13 protein-coding genes are annotated in these 18476 nt (G+C 36.8%); all 13 read right to left on the reverse strand.

Translation table 11 applies throughout. The features are described 5' to 3' along the window. On the reverse strand, positions 1 to 675 hold the full coding sequence (locus tag NAT51_RS04885; protein ID WP_250595916.1) for a hypothetical protein: 675 nt from the start codon (positions 673 to 675) through the stop codon (positions 1 to 3). A 76-nt stretch (positions 676 to 751) separates the two neighbouring features. After that, a complete protein-coding gene (locus NAT51_RS04890; protein WP_250595919.1) occupies positions 752 to 1102 on the reverse strand; it encodes a cytochrome C oxidase subunit IV family protein in 351 nt (116 codons plus the stop codon). Between the two features lie 19 nt (positions 1103 to 1121). Next, on the reverse strand, positions 1122 to 2114 hold the full coding sequence (locus NAT51_RS04895) for a cytochrome c oxidase subunit 3 (protein ID WP_250595921.1): 993 nt from the start codon (positions 2112 to 2114) through the stop codon (positions 1122 to 1124). A 43-nt stretch (positions 2115 to 2157) separates the two neighbouring features. After that, positions 2158 to 2736, reverse strand: coding sequence for a cytochrome c oxidase subunit 3 (locus tag NAT51_RS04900; protein ID WP_250595922.1), 579 nt, complete (start codon positions 2734 to 2736; stop codon positions 2158 to 2160). Positions 2737 to 2738: 2 nt separating this feature from the next. Then, entirely contained in the window at positions 2739 to 3641 is a 903-nt protein-coding gene (gene cyoE, locus NAT51_RS04905; RefSeq protein WP_250595924.1) for a heme o synthase, read from the reverse strand. Between the two features lie 116 nt (positions 3642 to 3757). Continuing rightward, the gene (locus NAT51_RS04910) at positions 3758 to 4408 is read right to left on the reverse strand and encodes a hypothetical protein (RefSeq protein ID WP_250595926.1); all 651 of its coding nucleotides are present in this window, start codon (positions 4406 to 4408) and stop codon (positions 3758 to 3760) included. A 3-nt stretch (positions 4409 to 4411) separates the two neighbouring features. Then, complete coding sequence (locus tag NAT51_RS04915) at positions 4412 to 6523, reverse strand: energy transducer TonB (protein WP_250595928.1); 2112 nt, start codon at positions 6521 to 6523, stop codon at positions 4412 to 4414. 3 nt (positions 6524 to 6526) lie between these two features. Then, complete coding sequence (deoC, locus tag NAT51_RS04920) at positions 6527 to 7270, reverse strand: deoxyribose-phosphate aldolase (RefSeq protein ID WP_250595930.1); 744 nt, start codon at positions 7268 to 7270, stop codon at positions 6527 to 6529. A gap of 73 nt (positions 7271 to 7343) precedes the next feature. Next, on the reverse strand, positions 7344 to 7733 hold the full coding sequence (locus NAT51_RS04925; RefSeq protein WP_250595932.1) for a VanZ family protein: 390 nt from the start codon (positions 7731 to 7733) through the stop codon (positions 7344 to 7346). Beyond that, a complete protein-coding gene (gene gcvH, locus NAT51_RS04930) occupies positions 7702 to 8082 on the reverse strand; it encodes a glycine cleavage system protein GcvH (RefSeq protein ID WP_250595934.1) in 381 nt (126 codons plus the stop codon). The genes NAT51_RS04925 and gcvH overlap by 32 nt, the downstream gene beginning before the upstream one ends. A gap of 91 nt (positions 8083 to 8173) precedes the next feature. Beyond that, positions 8174 to 15457 (reverse strand): T9SS outer membrane translocon Sov/SprA, encoded by a 7284-nt coding sequence (sov, locus tag NAT51_RS04935; RefSeq protein WP_449536214.1) that lies wholly within the window; start codon positions 15455 to 15457, stop codon positions 8174 to 8176. 36 nt (positions 15458 to 15493) lie between these two features. Beyond that, a complete protein-coding gene (ruvA, locus tag NAT51_RS04940; RefSeq protein ID WP_250595941.1) occupies positions 15494 to 16075 on the reverse strand; it encodes a Holliday junction branch migration protein RuvA in 582 nt (193 codons plus the stop codon). Between the two features lie 93 nt (positions 16076 to 16168). Next, positions 16169 to 18460 (reverse strand): NADP-dependent malic enzyme, encoded by a 2292-nt coding sequence (locus NAT51_RS04945; RefSeq protein ID WP_250595943.1) that lies wholly within the window; start codon positions 18458 to 18460, stop codon positions 16169 to 16171. Positions 18461 to 18476 lie beyond the last annotated feature (16 nt).

The raw sequence follows: 18476 nt of genomic DNA on the forward strand, positions 1-18476 counted from the left end.
TTATTTCTTTTCGTGTAAACGGAAATCCTCTTTTGTTTTGTTTCTCTTTAGAGCCAATCTGTATTCGCGCAGCAATATTTTGACATCATCCGTCATCTCATTATGTAAATCAGCAGCCGACGTGGTATTATAGCCTTCGCGGTATTCTTCTTTTCCTGCTTTATTCTTTCCTTTTCTTCCTCTATGGTTTTTATCCTTATCTAGGATAATCACTTGGGACGTACTTAGATCAGCATCAAGTTTTTCTTCCAAACCAAAAGAATCATAATATGTCTCTATTTCAGCCGGTTTTGCAAATACAATTCGGTAACTGGTCATATTTTCGGTAAATCCGGCCAATTTTTCCATTAGCTCCTTAACCTTGGCTTCACTTCCTTCTTTAGCAACTAAAACCACCTGAAAATCTTTAAAACCAACATACTTATCATATATCTTCTGATTCAGATTGAATACATTCCCCTGATGTTTCTTAATATCGCTTCCGATAAATCCTAAAACCGTAATCTTATTTTTTAATTGCACTGGCTTTCCGTCAAGGCTTTTCCATTGTGGCAATTCAAGATTGTTTTTAGATATGGTAGGCAAAAAAAGTTGGTTGTGGGTTGCCGAAGCAAATATTAAATAGATTACTATTGGTAATGCTAATAACGTAAGTAAGATAATTTTTTTCTGCATCAGAAAAGAAAGTTTTTGAGAGTACAAAAATAAAAAAATCCCGACGAATCGGGATTTAATTTGAATTAATATGTTGTTAAAAATTCCACTTAATTGTTGAATTTTTAAAAATCTCATAAATGTAGTCAGCTTCAACCAATAAAATAAAAACCAAATAGATAATCAAAAATACCAGCGGCCCCACAATTGACCAGCGAAGTGTTGCCACTTCACCTTCAAGGTGCATGAAAGCCCACATAATTCCGTAAGCTTTTGCAACAGTCAGGATGATGAAGATCCAGTTAAGTAAATTCATTCCCAATAAATTTGTAAAGTGTAAGCTGTGTGGTTTATAAATACCCAAAGCTACTTCAACTATAGTGATAAGTGATAAAATTCCGAAAACTTTCCAGATTCTACCAACGTTTGATTCGTGTGCGTGTCCCATAATACTTTTAACTTTTAAATTACACTAAATAGAAGAATGTAAATACGAATACCCACACTAAATCTACAAAGTGCCAGTATAAACCAACTTTTTCTACCATTTCGTAGCTTCCTCTTCTTTCATAAGTTCCCAATAACACATTCAAGAAAATGATAATATTGATTACAACTCCTGAAAATACGTGGAAACCGTGGAAACCTGTAATAAAGAAGAAGAAATCAGCAAACAATCTGTTTCCGTATTCATTACGCTTTAAGTTAGCTCCCTCAACTACATATTTAGCGCTTTCCACTAATTTTAAAGACTCTTCACGGGATAAAACAATTTTATGTTTTTCAGCGTTAACTTTTTCAGAACGAACTAAAATTTCCTCGTGTGATTTAAAACCTTCAACTACTTGATTTACAGAAACAGACGGCAAAGTAGGCTCATCAGTGAACCATAATCCTTTACTACGTGTATCCTGTACTCTTTCTTCAGGTGTAGTTGAAGCAAATTCAGATAAACTCACCCTTGCATAACCTGAAGGCTGTGTCTTATCAACTTTCACAAACTGCAACAATGAACCTCCGTGTGTTTCAACAGCACCATGCTCACCCTTGATAAAGTTTTTCCACTCCCATGCCTGTGAACCAACGAAGATTAAACCTCCGATAATCGTTAAAAACATGTACAAAGTAACTTTTTTCTTATTCATCTGGTGTCCTGCATCCACAGCCAATACCATGGTTACAGACGAGAAAATAAGGATAAAAGTCATTAACGCAACATAATACATTGGTGCAGGATAACCATGCATAAACGGGAAGTGCGTGAAAACTTCATCGGCCAGCGGCCAAGTTTCAATAAATTTAAATCTTGAGAAACCATAAGCAGCAAGAAATCCAGAGAAAGTCAAAGCATCTGAAACGATGAAAAACCACATCATCATTTTACCGTAGCTAACTCCCATTGGTTCGTTTCCTCCGCCCCAAACTTTACCTTCAGTACTTGTAGTAACTGTCGTTGCCATAGAAATAATTTTAAAAAGTTGTCAAATTTACGTTTTTTTCTTTTTACACGAAATATAAAAACAAAAACAATAATATCCACAAAATATCGAGAAAATGCCAAAAAATCGCACCAAGCTCTATACCAAGGGTTTGCGAAGCGTTATATTTTTGTTTATAATGATTATAAATTATGATTAAAAGTGAAATTATACCTGCAAACAAATGAACCATATGCAAAACAGTCAATATATACAGAAAAGTAGCTGTAATTGAACTCTCACTACCGGTAAAGAAAAACCTTTGCGCCACTAATTCATCAAAGCCTTGGAATTGAAAGAAAATAAAAATCACACCCAATACCAAAGTAGTCAGCAATAACAAAGTCGTTCTTTCACGGTTTCCGTTTTTCATTGAACGGACAGCAAACTGAATCGCAAAGCTACTGATAAAAATAACGATGGTACTAATTGTAAATGCCGGCGGCAAATGCATTTCATGATTCCAGTCTTTTCTTGAAGAACTCACCAAATAAGCGCTAGTCAAACCGGCAAACATCATAAACATACTTACAATCGCAAAATACAAAAGTAATTTAGCCGATCTTTCTTTTTTTATTTTCTCTTCCTCAATTATCATTTCCATAATTATCTCAAAAATTTATCTAAAATATACACCAACTGAAGCAATGAAATATACGAAACACTCACTAACATCAGACTTTTAGCTGCTTTATCAGTTTGAAGTTTATACAAACGCATGGCATAATACAACATCCACAATCCCATCAACAACACAACAACCGTTGAAACTGTTGTCAGATATAATTGACCCGTATATCCAAAAGTTGGCAAAACAGAAGCCACAACCAACCATAAAGTATACAATATCACCTGCATGGCAGTAGCTTTGTCACGATTACCGGTCGGCAACATAAAAAACCCACCTTTTTTATAATCGTCATATAAAAACCAACCAATTGCCCAAAAATGTGGAAATTGCCAGAAAAACTGAATCAAAAACAATGTACCCGCCTCAATTCCGAATTCTCCCGTAGCTGCAACCCATCCCAACATAAAAGGAATGGCCCCAGGAAATGCTCCCACGAAAACAGCTAATGGCGTCTTAGTTTTTAAAGGCGTATACACGCTTGTATATAAAAAGATGGAAATCGCACCAAACATAGCCGACTTCTCATTAATATTGTAAAGAATTACGATACCCGCAAGCGTCAAAACAGTCGCAATAATAAAAGCTGTTTTAGAAGACATTCTTCCGGAAGGGATGGGACGATTTTTAGTCCGGTCCATCAACGAATCAAGGTCTTTTTCAATAATCTGATTGTAAGCATTCGAAGCTCCCACCATGCAGTAACCTCCCAATGCCAACATGATCAATATCTTTATTTCATGGAAACCAAATTGATCAACACCTAACAAATAGCCCGCAATAGATGAAAAGACAACACTAATGGCAAGTCCTGCTTTGGTAATTTCTTTGAAATCAACAAATACAGATTTTAGAGTAAATGACTGTTGTGAAGTGCTCAAGGCAATTGTTTTAAAAATCGGTGCAAAGATAGGAAGAAGCGATGTTAAAAATCAAATTTAGACGCTATTAATTAAAAAAGGATTATCATTAATTATCACCAGCCATTGATTTCGGCCTAATAATTTATTTTTTCGTTCAAAATCCATTTTTTCATCAGATTTTTATTACCTGAAATTGAGCAAACATAATATGATTCACTTTGAATCGCTTTCGAAGCTTGAATATCCTCTTTCATCACTCCTGCTTTTCCGATATAATTTGAATGGATAAAATAAATTTGCCCGGAAGATTTGAGAATGAAACCAACATGAAAATCCAAACCAACAAAATACAGACCATCTTCATATTTAAGCATTTCGGCGCTAAATTTAGCCTTATCAAAATTATTGTAAACTTTAACCGAATCTCCACAGGCAATTATTTTCGCCTCATCAAGCGGAGCCATTTGCGCCAATTTATAACGATTCAGATTAAAACCGGCATCTCTCAGTGTTGTTGAAACAAAATAACCACAGGCAACACTTCCTTGTTTCGGCTTTTCGGTATGACCTGTAAAAGTCCATGGTGTTGTGTACCATTCGGGCAATATTTTTACCGTAAACTCATCCAAAAATCTCCTGCCGGCTTTTTTAATCATTTGATTTTTATCAGAACCAGCCTGATATTCTTTTCTACACGTCTCTTTTAACTGTTTGAATTCAGCTTTTGTCTGGTCGTAATTTCCAATCAGCAAAACAAACAAAGACGATAATAATAAAACCTTCATATTTTAATAATCAAAATACCAGTTAAACACATCCGCTCTCAATCCAACACTGAACCAGGTTGTGTTTTCTTTAAAAATAGCTACTGTATCGACTTCCGGGGACATACTTCTGTACATGATATTTCCAAAGACCTTCAGATTCGTATGCGGATTTACCAAATAACCCGCCTGAAAATCGGCGATAAACATTTTAGTTTTATTTCCCTGTCCTATTTCCACTCCTTTTTCAAAAGCCCTGTCATCATCATAGTCCTTATAGATATTTGATCCATAATTAAGATCATCACCCACAGTATCAAAATCAAAACCACGGACACCAACACTAACCTGCGCATTTGCAAACAAACGCCCTCTTGTATAACGGGCAATTCCGGTTAATTCGTTAAAATTTGAACCCCAATTATGTCCCATACTCTGGTTATTATGCCCATAATTAGTCAAAGGATTACTATGCGCATACGTATAAGGTCTTACACGGTTATATTCGGCCTGAAGAAGAAGGCTTGACACACCAAATGCATTGTAATATTTTGCTCCGATCTGGTAACCATATTTGTTTCTCCAACTTTTTTCACCCGACTTCATATCGCCCAAAGCGAATTCATCAAGCAGGAATTGTCCGTAAAAATTAACCGAATTATTCCATTTTAACTTGGTTGTAAGTCCCAAAACTGCATTTCCACTCTTGGAAGAAGAACTGAATTCCACTGAACGGAAGAAAATAACCGGATTTACAAAACTCATATCAAAACCCCTGTCATTTGTATTGGCCCAAACCACCGATTCAAAAAAACCAAGGTTCCATTTTTTGGAAACATTCCAACTCAAATAATGATTTGCCATAAATTTTGTGGAATACGTTTTTGTCTCCAACACTACATCCGTAGGTCTTACATCTTTTAGCCACATATACGTATTGGTATATTTAATTTTCCAAAAAGTAGTATTGATTTTGAAAAAAGGATACGGACTGGCACCATCACCCTGTAAAAGAGAACGGTAACCATCACCGATGAAGTTTCGGCTATACCCTAATTGAAGGTTAAAAAATTTACTTGGGGCGTAAGTAATATTGGCATCAGCAGAAGGAAAATCGAAATTTGTATCCTTGAATTTTTTTGCAATTCCTATTCCAGGAATAATCGCCGGATTTCCTCCTGATGGTTGTATAGAAATTGCATAGCGATTGTAATAATCTGCGAAAACACCCTGACTTTCAAAAATACTGGCCGTAAAATTGAATTGACTGCCCAAACCTCCTTGAATCTGAATGGCGCGGGTGTTCACAAACGTATAATTTTCAGTACTTGGATCTGCTTTACCCATTCTTAAGTCCAAAACAGGATTCATCGTAAACCAATAATCCTTCCCTTGAATGGCCACTAAATTTTCATTAAAAATTTTTCTACCCAGCCAACTTGCCTTATTCAACTCCAGTTTTTTATAAGCCTCATTCAAATCATAGTATTTGGAAACTTCTGCATATGTAAACGGCTTGGATCCGGTATGGCTATTTGTCCCAACCTGATTCATTTCATCATCAAACTGCGAATAAAAACTATGTGAAAAAGGAATATTCAGATTACTTGATAGATGTGGATTTGAAAACTTCCGGTAATTATTTTCCACATTTTCAAATTCATCACTCTCACCTTTTAACAAAACTGCATCATGGTTTGAACCATAAAGTTTGTCCTTTTCATTTGCCAAATCAGCCGCACTTTGTAACGGAATGGCGATATGCATGGTGTATTTTGTATAGGTAGGCTTACCATTATATGTGGCTGGTTCAATTTTTGGCAAAGCTCCAAACACCCGTTTCGATTCTTCGGCTAATTGCGGATAAACGGCATCTACATATTGCACTTTAAAAGTTCCGGTAGAATCAACCTCAAAAAGCACAATTACTTTTCCTTTATATTCCTTTTGTTTGACTACATCCGGAATTTGAAAATTACTGTATACAAAATCCTGAATCTGATTATAAAAACAATTCTCAAGATCTTTATCCAAAGTATTCTGACAAGCAGGAAAAACAGGAAATTTTTCAGAATTACTAACTTGACCGAAGGTATATTGCGCCATTAAAAACAGCAGAAAAAAGAGTTTTTTCATTGATTAATAGTTTTCAGTGGAAACATTTCCGTCAGCGATCGTTTTTGCAGAAGATGTTCCGATTCTTTTTACACCCAAACGAATCATTTCCAATGCTTCATCCAATGTACGAACTCCTCCGGCAGCTTTAACCGGAAGCGGATTAGAGTTTTCAAGCATTAAAGTAATGGTTGGGACAGTAGCCCCGTTTGGCTTTCCTTCTTTAGTAACGTAAAATCCGGTGGAAGATTTTACAAAAACGTTATGATAGTCTTTTTCTTCAAAATTAGCAACAATGGTATTTTTAATAAGGGAAGACAATTGGATAATCTGGTCATCAGTTAAAGCCGCCACTTCAATTATGAATTTCACGACTTTGTGATTAATCAATCCCAATCGGGTACATGAAATAACTTCTTCTTTCACCTGATGGATTTCACCTCTTTTGAAAGCCTCGTAATTGATAACATAATCCAGCTCATCTGCGTGATTCTTAATAGCCTGTTGTGCTTCAGCTAATTTTTCATCCAATTCTGATTTTCCTTCCGGAAAGTCAATAACAGTACCTATCAATACTCTTGAATTGGCATTTGAAATCATTTCTTTGGCCATCTTCACCATGTCTGGCCGTATCATAATCAGTTTAAATTCTTCATCGATTGCTTCCTGTATAGCTTTACGTACAATCTCCTTGTTTTTGCTTTCACTCAAGTTTGCCTGTTCAGCCGTTTTTAAATACGTCGAATCTAAATATTGTCTGATGTCCATTTTCCTATTTATTTGAGTATAAAAATAGAAAAATCCCGCCGAAGCGGGATATATTTTTAAGAATATTATTCTATTAAAAGATTTTTTTAAATAAAAGACTGGCTGTGGCAATACCACATAAACTACCAATTGCATTAGCCAAGGCATCAAATACATCAGCTTGTCTGTTTGTGGTAAAATAACCCTGACAGAATTCTATCAGAACCCCTATAAAGACAGCAATTATTACCAAATTCAATTTATCTTTCCAGTTGACTCTTTTTTTAAAACACATATAATGGTACCATAAAAAAACAAAGCCAAAATAAAAACTGAAATGAATCAGTTTGTCTGCCAGAAAAAAATCAAATTTTGGAATTTCAGAAGGAGTCTTAAAGCTTAGATAAAAAACTAAAAGCGTCCACAAAACAGCAATCCAAAGCGATTTTTCACTAGGCGCCAATAAGCGCTTTATAATCTTCACTTGAAAGTAATGAATCTAATTCTGAAGTATCAGAAATTTTAACTTTAATCATCCAGGCATCACCATAAGGATCGCTGTTCACCAATTCAGGACTAGATTCTAATTCTTCATTAAATTCAACGATTTCCCCTGATAAAGGCAAAAATAAATCCGATACGGTTTTTACAGCCTCAACTGTCCCGAAAACTTCATCTTTACTTAAAGTCTGATCCAGCGTATCAACTTCAACATATACAATATCTCCTAATTCTTTTTGAGCAAAATCAGTGATTCCTACAGTAGCGATATCGCCTTCAATACTTACCCATTCGTGGTCTTTAGTGTACTTTAAGTTAGTTGGTATGTTCATTTTTTTAGTATATTAAATTTCGAACAAATGTAAAATTAATAGATTAATATTGCTACTATTTCACAAGTTAATTTTTATTGTTATTCTTTACTTAGTTTCCAAAATTATATCGCAGTGTGAACCCTGAACGGATATTTGTTAACGGGAACGATGTTGATATTACTGCCTGCGAGAAGGAATAGTCAAAATAAAACAAAGCCGTCAGATTTCTGCTGAATGTATAATCACCAGTCAATTTAGCCGAAATTAAATTCTGACCGCCACCCAACTGGTTGTTATTATAATCAATATTACGGACAATAGTTTTATTATTTCTGTATGACACGTCGGCTCTCAAATTGATATCACTCTTTACAACTCCAGTCGGATTATCCGCCAATGATGATTTGATTTTCACATCTTTAATGCGGTAACCCAAACCAATAATATATTCAACACCTCTCATTTCTGTCAATAAGTTATTATCAAAACTTAATGAAAGTGTTCTGTCTTTTTTCATTTCAGCTAAAATCTTGATGGAATTTTTCATCTCAAAATCCAAACGGACTAACGGACTGAATTGCTCTGTTAAGTTCACATTGGAAATAATTGTTTTATTGAAGAAATTCCAAGTATCATTCATTTGTCCACCCGGATCCTTATCATACTCAAAATTAGAGCGGAAAGAATTCAAGGTATAAGCCGCTTTATAACCATGCTGGATTGAAAAACGTTTGAATTTATCTTTAAAGAATTTATAACGCATCAATCCGGTATATTTGATGGTCCAATTAGGAATTGGGAAGTTTCTAAATGCATTCAAAGAAACCCCTGATGCACTTGCCCCAGTATAAGCCGCCATGAAAGCAGGAAGCAATACCGCCTGATTGTTTTTTCCATAACCTACAGGATAACCTTGGTTTGCAACATAGAAAGCATAATTAGGATCATTTGGATCAGCAGGAATCGGGAAAGCAACATCACCATACCTTGGAATGTTGGCTCCATAATGTTCAGCTGCAAGTCTATTTGCTATTTTTAATCTATTCTCCCTGAAATCTTCAAAAGCTTCAGAAAAATTCTCATCACTTTGCGAAAAAGCCGTACGGATTAAATTTGTTGAAATAGAGAAATTACCATAACTATATGGAGATCTTGGCGTATAGACACCTCCAACAGCATCATACTGCTCTGAGAAATTTTCTGCCAAAGTCCTGTCAGCAGTCAAATCGATTTTCAAATCCGGAAACGGTTCTAAATTTGCCGTTCCAGTAATTTGTTTATTATTGATTTGTGTAAAACTTTGATTAAATTCCGGATAACTGGTCAACCAACCACGTTTAGCAGCTTCAAAACGCACGTCATCCTGTAACCCGAAAACAAATCCTAATGAAGGTCTCGATGAACCCAAGAAACCAATAGATGGCAAATAACCCGGAAGCATCGTTCCACTGGTTTCCGTATAATTGACCTGAACATTTTTAATACTTGTAGCCACACCAATCAAACCATCCAGCCAAATATTCGGCTTAGGATCCTTCGCTTTAGGTTTTGCGACAACTTTTTCACCCGGTTTAGGAGCTGGCACCGGAGCAACTGGCTTAGGATTTTTAGCCTTTTCCGATCTTTTCACCAATCCTATATACTTATAAAAAGTAGTCATATTGAATGATGTATTCAATTTATGTGAATTAGCATTCTGGATAGTATTCCCCAAATTAAACCCATTAAAACTCTGAGCCTGCAATGAAGCACGGGTCCAGGAATAATCACCAGAATACGTATAATCAGACTTTACGAAAGCCAAAAACGGTAGTTTATTAAGTGGTAATTCATAATTTACGGTTAACTGCTGGTTGTGTTGATTTGGAGTTCCAATATCCCAATAGTCATCCCAAATTGTGAAATCAGGATCCTGTTGATTGAATTCATCAAGATAATTACGTACAATATTACCTGTATTTGCCGCATAATTCACACGTAATGCTTTTGTCAGATTATAATTAAATCCGTAGTTATAATTAAACAAGAAATTACGCTTGTACAAAGGATCCAGACCAATACCTACAACATCCACATCCCTGAACTCCTGCTTATTAAACTGACGCAGAATAGACGAACTGAAATTAATACTTGATGGCAGGTAATTGAAATTAAAATCACTCAGCATTTTCCAGTAGGTGCTTTTTTTCATGAATTTAGTGTTCTTGAAAGGCTCAACTGCTTTTGGTTTAAAGGTATAAGCATAATCAGCTGAAGTCCTTACCTGTTGATCCAGCATACCCTCAATTTCGAAATCCCTATGCTCCAATTGATTAAAAGAATAGGACACCGTTAAATTTTCAGGATCATAGAAATGCTGTTTCTGCTCAGCTCCTCTCTCTTTTTTAACCCCAATAAAATTGATGCTTTTACGTTTGGTGAAATCTTCTGATCTTCTCTTAATAGCTTCTTTTTCAGCATTGGTCTCAGCAGCATTCAAAACATCTTTTAGTTTTAAATCCTGATATAAAGGATCATATTCCGGCGTGATAATCTGTTCTCCAACTGCATAATTAAAAGGCAAATTAATTCCCCATTTTTTTGGCAATAACTTCCCTAAATTAACATTGGTAACAACGTCATATACCAAAGCATCTTCACGGCTTCGTTCATTCGGACTTTGTTCAATCCCACCAAATCCGATTGTACTCATACGCCCGGTCGCTGAAACTGTCATGAAATCTGCAAAATTAGTATCCATACTTGCAATAGCCGCCATACCTCCCTCACTATCCATATCTGCCAAACGCAACTCATTGAACCACACTTCACCCCTTATATATTCCCCTTCATTTTGATTACCGTTTTTAACACCCAACATCATTGTACGGACCAATCCGATATTAGGATTTCCTTTAATACCGATACGAAGACCGTCTTCTTCTATATAATAAATACCATTTTCATCAAAATTCGGATCAGTAGGATCTGCTCTTAAACTCGCTGCCTTAATTTTAGAAAGCAAATTTAATTTCAAATCAATTTCATTCTCTTCAGGCCAAATTAATGAAGGATTTTCCACAGGATTATCATCACCTGTAGCCTGTCCTGCAGTAAATTCAGTAATTTTTAATGGAATTTCCACTTGGTAGAAGTTATTTGTAAAGTCATTACCAAAACGTAAAAATCCATACATCTTCTTATCTGCCAATCGGGCTAAAACAGTAACATCATTATTAATAACATCACTCGAAAGCGCTTCAGCATGTACAAACATTTTCAGTTTTTTATACTGACGCATATCTACACTTACACTTTTAAAAGTACCTCTTGAATCTCCTCCTTCAAGCCCTTTTATCCCCACAGACGGATTATCTTTATCATAAACACGAACAGACAATGACTGCTCATTTTGATTTATAACCGCATTGTTATTATTCATTTGTTCACGTTGAACCCCTGGCGGTATAACATAACGGATAGGAGCTCTTTCCGTATTCTCTTCAATATTAACTCCAATAACATCAAAACCGGTAGAGTCATTATCCGGGTTTTCATCAACAACAGGTTGCAATGAAGCTAAATATTTTCTAAACTCACCTCTCACAAGATCCAATGAACCAAAACGCAATGTTACCTTATCAGTAAAACCATGCATTAACATTCTCATGAATCGGATTGAACGCAAATCGGAAATCCCCCCCTCTCTTGGGCCGTTTACATTAATCGGTATTTTAAACTGAACCCATCGTGTTGGCACAGTGGTTCCGTTAACCATAGTTTCCTCACCTTCTCTAACATCAGTCACATACAAATCACCAACTTTCATATCCGGCTTAATATCAACCGTAAATTTATAGTAGGCTTCTATGGTATTCATGGTGTTATCTCTGTTGATATCCTCAACATCAGGTGTTGTTACCGAACCACGGTTAGTATCAGTCACCTCTACAGGAGAGTTTCCTTCGTTACCGTTATAACGTTTGTATCGCTCAGTAACAGAACCTGAAGCACTTAAAAAGTATTGATAATTATCCTGTGAGGGATCGGAATCACTTGCAAAATCCGGATGTTTAACTGCTTCTTCCGCATCATTCAAACCATTAAAACCAACATCCTGACGGTTTCTGTTAGCCGAATCAGCATCAAAAGCATAAATCAATGATTGCGATGCAGGTACTTTACCCCAGTCTGTATCATAAACTGCCTGGCTTGATCCCGGAACAGGCAAACCGTTTTCATATAATTTTTTACTGTCTTTCAATACATCCTCTGAAATCTCCCCCAAATGAAAAGTCAGCTTTCCAATATTTGTATTACTGATCGCACTACCTGTTTCAAAGTAAGGATCCTGAACCCAGAATTGAATATATTCCACATTCGCCTGCTCAAAATTAGTCGATGTAATCGGGCGCATAATCCCACCGAAATTATCCTGGGGATTCGGCAATGCATTATTAACAGAATTAGGATTATAATTATAAGGCCCACGTTCAGCAGGATAATAAGTCATATCCAACGTATTGATCACGGTTGTTTCTCCAGGAGCAACATCAGTTACCGGGTACAACTCCCTGCTGTAAATTCTTCGGGTATCATAACGCGAAACATCATTATCACTCAATCCGGCCGGACGTTGTGCCGTATAAAATATAGGATCGATGGTATACCAGGAGAATTTAGCCCTATTGTAACCATATTCTAATTGCTCTTCCCCATATTGTCCTCCAAAGCCGGTCGGCACACTCGACAATGACCACGCTAAAGGCGATCTCATATCAATTGTTGACTGAGAACCTTCAAAATCATCGACATACACAGTAGACTCACCTTCAAAACGGTCTGCTTTTGGTGTACTTGGTTTCAAAACAGCTACTTCACCTCTGAATGAAAAATTTGAAGGAACATCTGTATCCATATTAGGCAATTTATTCACCAATCTTGTAAAGAAAGGAACCTCGGTTGAATAATTCCCATTCAATCCGAAAATAGTATTATTTACAGATTCCTGTCCGTAATTTGTTTTTTGTGTAAATGGTCTTTCAGATAAATTCAATACAGTTCCCCCAACCTGAAACTTTTCTGAAAATTTATGTTCAACATTCAGCCCTACGAATCTTCTCGTTTGCTGCCCGAATACTGCATTGTTTTCTACTGAAACATTGATTGGTATACCTGAAGCCTGAAGTGAGGGATCCAGAATTTCAACCCTGCCGGCCTGATAGTTTACGGTATAATCAATTCCTTCCTGTAAGACACGTCCTCCGGCTGTCACTACAACTGAACCTCTTGGTACATTAGCTGCACCCAGCGAAATCCCCTGTCCTCCCGATGATTTAAATTTACCTTTTAATTGAAATTTATTTTTATTGGCATCCTGTAAAGCTTGTGCCTGTGTTGATTTATATAGACTTGTAAAAACATATTTTTTCTGGTTCGGGTTGTATGAATTCTCATCACCGTAAGTAGAAGCAAAATTCGGGTCATATAATTTATCATAAAGCAATTTACCAAATGGCTCAACAGTAGTGAAAATAATTCTTGCGTTTTGGGTATCAACTGTCAATCCAGGAATAAAATCAAAGAAACCGTCACCTCTCATCTGAGGATCATTAGTCGGATTCAATCTATCCAAATTAAACACTCTTAACAATGGCGTATTTTCAACTTCATTTTCAACCGTAGGGTTTAATGGAAAAGGAGTTCCGGCTACTGGTGTAATGTAATTTAATGGAGATGGATCAGTATATAAGATGTTAAATTTAAAATCAGTTGGATCCAATTGATAAGCTCCGGGAATCTGATAAACATTTTTCATCATTAAATTCCAGATAGGCTTATTCACATTTGTCAAATTCCCTTTTAACAATTTCAAAATCAAAGCTCTCGATGATGGTATATTATTATCATCAACTTGTGTAGCATCTATACCATCTGTTCCAAATTCACCAACCTGATAATCCTCTCCTCCAATAGTATACTGATATGCAACAGCCAACACTTCATCGTTTGTTAAGCGCTGGTTTAATGATATATAACCCAATTGTGGATGATAAGTATATTCATTAGGCGTTAATTTTCTGGCATTTTCCAATTTCGAATAATCAACACCTTCAGCAAAAATCTGTTGGGTACCTGGTATATTGAAACCGGCACTTGCAGTTGACACATCCCTAATTTTAAAATTCAACACACCATTGTTAGGAGGTAATGTCGGATTAGCGTCAACCACTACCGAAGTTATACTTGCCGGATCCATTAAGTTGTTCTTATTGCTCGGAGGACTGTCAGGAGCGTTAACAAAAAAGTCCGGATAATACTGTGTATCAGTACTGATTACCCGATTATCAGGAATTCCATTCAACTGTGATTCTCCTAAATCCTGTATCGCTACAACATTTCTAAGATTATTTCCGTCACCACCTGTAGTAACCCTGTTTTGTCTGTTCGTAATCCAAACTTCCATACGGGTAATTTGAACACGGGAATCAATAATAGGGTATTGCTTAAGTGCTGCATCATATCGGTTCCTAAAATACTGGGAAAGGAAAAAGTGGCGGTCCGAATCATACTCCAAACCAAACAAATCAAACTCCTGAACCAATCCACCACCTTGCGAAGTTACGGTACGGGTTTGCGATTTTTGTTCAGAAAACACACCGGTCACAGTCGTTTTACCGAATTGCAATTGTGTTTTCACCCCGAATAAACTCTGTGCTCCCCTGATCAAAGTACTGTTGAGTGGCATACTCACGTTACCGACTTCAATTTTTTTCAAAATATCATCTTCCGTTGGAGTATATTCTAATTTAATTAAATTCTGGAATGCAAAAGTTGACTCGGTATCATAATTCGTATTCACTTTCAACTTGGTACCAACCTGACCCAACATACTCAAACTGATACGTTGGTCAAAATCAAATGTAAATGTACTTCTGTTTCTTGGCGAAAAAGACGGGTTATCCTGTTTTGAATAACGCATCCCCAAATCAACTTCAACTGTTCCTGTTGGCTTAATATCGATAGTATTACTTCCAAAAATAGTTTCGAAGAAATTGGAATTAATATAATACCTCGGAAGCAAATCTTTTTTAGCATCTTTACTTCCTTCTTTCTTACCACTTACGGCATCTGATTTTTTCTTAAAATAATTCCGAATAGATTCTTTCTCAACCAATTCCTGATACTCTTCTGGTGTCAGAACAGTTGGATAATCAATATTGAACCCTTCAAAAGTCTTAGTGTAAATATAACGGTCTGTACTGGGATCATACGTATAAGCTTCAAGAATACTCGTAGGATTCGGTAATTCCAGACTCCCTTTATTGTAACCTTTTACCGTATCTCTTTCTTCTTGGGCAAAACCACTGAATGAAACGAAGAAAAGCAGCAAAAAGCTACTGTAATTATGCAACAAACTGGCCGGATTGATGATGAGCTTTTTCAAGGATTATAAATTTTTTAAGGCTTGTTTTATAATAGTTTCAACATTAGCATCTGGGGAATTTGCTACGATTTTATCGACTACTTTCTCGGAAGCTTTTCTGACAAAACCTAAAACCTCCAAAGCTGATAACGCTTCATCACGGTTTGTATTGTTTGGAAACATCGAAACTTCCTGAATATCATACAATTTTAACACTTTATCCTTCAAATCAAGGATAGCCCTTTGTGCCGTTTTTGCCCCAATTCCTTTAATGGATTGAATAACGGCAACATCACCGGATGCAATGGCATTGATAATTTGTTTCGGTTCCAGTGAAGAAAGCATCGTACGGGCCGTGTTTGCCCCAATACCCGAAACAGAAATCAATAATTTAAAAATTTCTCTTTCCGATTTTTCAACAAAACCAAATAATGTGTGGCTATCTTCTTTTACAAGAAGACAGGTATAGAGTTTAAGATGGTCTGAATTTGGTAATAGCCCAAAGGTATGTAGGGAAATATTTAACTGATAACCAACTCCGTTACAGTCAATTACAACTTCTGTAGGTGATTTCTCAACTAATTTTCCCTGGATGTGCGCAATCATAGTTAGTTTGGTTAACTTCCAAATATACTAATTTTCTTTAATTAGTGTCAATTTTTCAGTCCAACTACCTGATTTCTCGATTAAGTTTCGGGCCTATTTTTTTACGTTTTTATACCTTTTTTCTTTCTCCTGTGCATCGACAACTGCTACTGCTGCCATATTCACCATCTCTTCAACGCTGGCTCCCAACTGGAAAATATGTACCGGTTTATCCATACCCATCATAATTGGACCGATTGAATCTACTTTGTACAATTCTTTCAGCATTTTATAGGTAATATTGGCCGATTCAAGATTCGGAAAAACCAATGTATTCACTTTGTGACCTGCAAGTTTTGAAAAAGGGAATTTACTTTTCAGCATATCCGGATTCAAAGCAAAATCGGTTTGGATTTCTCCGTCCACAATCATATCCGGATAATAGTTATGAAGATACGCAACTGCTTCGCGTACTTTAGCCGCACTTTCATCTTTTGAAGAACCAAAATTGGAGAATGAAACCATGGCAATAACCGGCTCAAGACCAAACAATTTGGCCGTTTTAGCTGTCATCAAAGCAATTTTTGCCAAGTCATCAGCCGAAGGATTCGGGTTAATCGCTGTATCTGACAGAAACATAGGCCCGCGAGGCGTCATCATCATATTCGCAGCTGCCATACGGGTTACGCCCGGAGCTTTTCCGATTAATTCCATCATCGGTTTAACTACCGAAGGATAACTGCGAGAATAACCGGTCACCAATGCATCAGCTTCGCCTTCATTTACCATCATCGCCGCAAAATAATTACGTTCACGCATCCATTTTTGAGCATCCAGCAATGTAATTCCGCGGCGGCGGCGTGCCTGCCAATAAGTATCAGCGAAACGCAAACGGCGCTCATCTTCTTCTTTGGTTTTCGGATCCAGAATTTCAACTTCTGCATCAAATCCCAATTCTTCTTTCAATTCAAGGATAATCTCTTTATTTCCTAACAATACCGGGATTCCGATACCTTCTTCATGAACAATCTGGGCTGCTTTCAGTACGTCCAAATGATCAGCTTCAGCAAAAACCACTCTTTTAGGAGCTGTTTTTGCACGGTTTGCCAATAAACGCACCATTTTGTTATCAGAACCCAAACGTTCTAATAATTCATCTTTATAACGATCCCAATCGGTAATCGGATTTTGTGCCACACCACTTTCCATTGCTGCTTTCGCAACGGCAGGAGCCACTTCTGCAATCAACCTCGGGTCGAATGGCTTCGGAATAATATATTCACGTCCGAAATTCAATTTTGTTTCTCCGTAAGCAATATTTACCTGTTCCGGAACTGACTGTTTAGCCAGACTGGCCAAAGCTTTAACGGCAGCCATTTTCATCGCTTCGTTAATCTTGGTTGCTCTAACATCTAGTGCTCCACGGAAAATATAAGGGAATCCCAAAACGTTGTTTACCTGATTAGGATAATCAGAACGGCCCGTTGCCATGATAATATCTTCTCGGGTTGCAATGGCCAGATTATAATCGATTTCAGGAACCGGGTTTGCCATAGCAAAAACAATAGGATCGTTTGCCATAGTCAATAACATTTCCGGTTTTAATATATTTCCTGCTGAAAGCCCTAAGAACATATCAGCTCCTACTAAAGCTTCCGCTAAGGTTTTTGCCTCTCCTTCTTTAGCATATCTTCTTTGCAGATCTGACAAATCATTTCTGCTTGTTACTAACATTCCGTCTACGTCAAACATCATGACGTTTTCAGGCTTTACTCCTAACAATACATATAAATTCGCACAAGCCAATGCCGCTGATCCCGCACCGGAAACCACCAGTTTGATTTCATCAACTTTCTTTTCGGCTAATTCCAGCGCATTCAATAAAGCTGCTGAAGAAATGATAGCTGTCCCATGTTGATCATCATGCATTACGGGTATATTCAACTCTTCCACCAGACGTCTTTCAATTTCAAAAGACTCCGGTGCTTTGATATCTTCCAGGTTGATTCCTCCGAAAGTAGGCGCAATTGCCTTAACTGTATCAACAAACTTATCGATATCGGTTGCATCTACTTCAATATCAAAAACATCAATATCTGAAAATATTTTAAACAACAACGCTTTTCCTTCCATTACCGGTTTTGAAGCCTCAGGACCAATATCACCCAAGCCCAAAACTGCAGTACCGTTTGAAATTACCGCCACAAGATTTCCTTTTGCCGTATACTTATATACTTTATCGACATCTTTAGCGATTTCGATACAAGGCTCAGCAACCCCTGGTGAATAAGCCAAAGACAAATCCCTTTGTGTTGCATATTTTTTTGTGGGAACGACCTTTATTTTACCGGGTTGCGGTTTTGCGTGGTATAGTAAAGCTTCTCTGCGTTTTTTATCGTCTGCCATATTTTTTCGAATAATT

Source organism: Flavobacterium amniphilum, assembly GCF_023634845.1.
In the GTDB taxonomy this organism is placed as follows: domain Bacteria; phylum Bacteroidota; class Bacteroidia; order Flavobacteriales; family Flavobacteriaceae; genus Flavobacterium; species Flavobacterium amniphilum.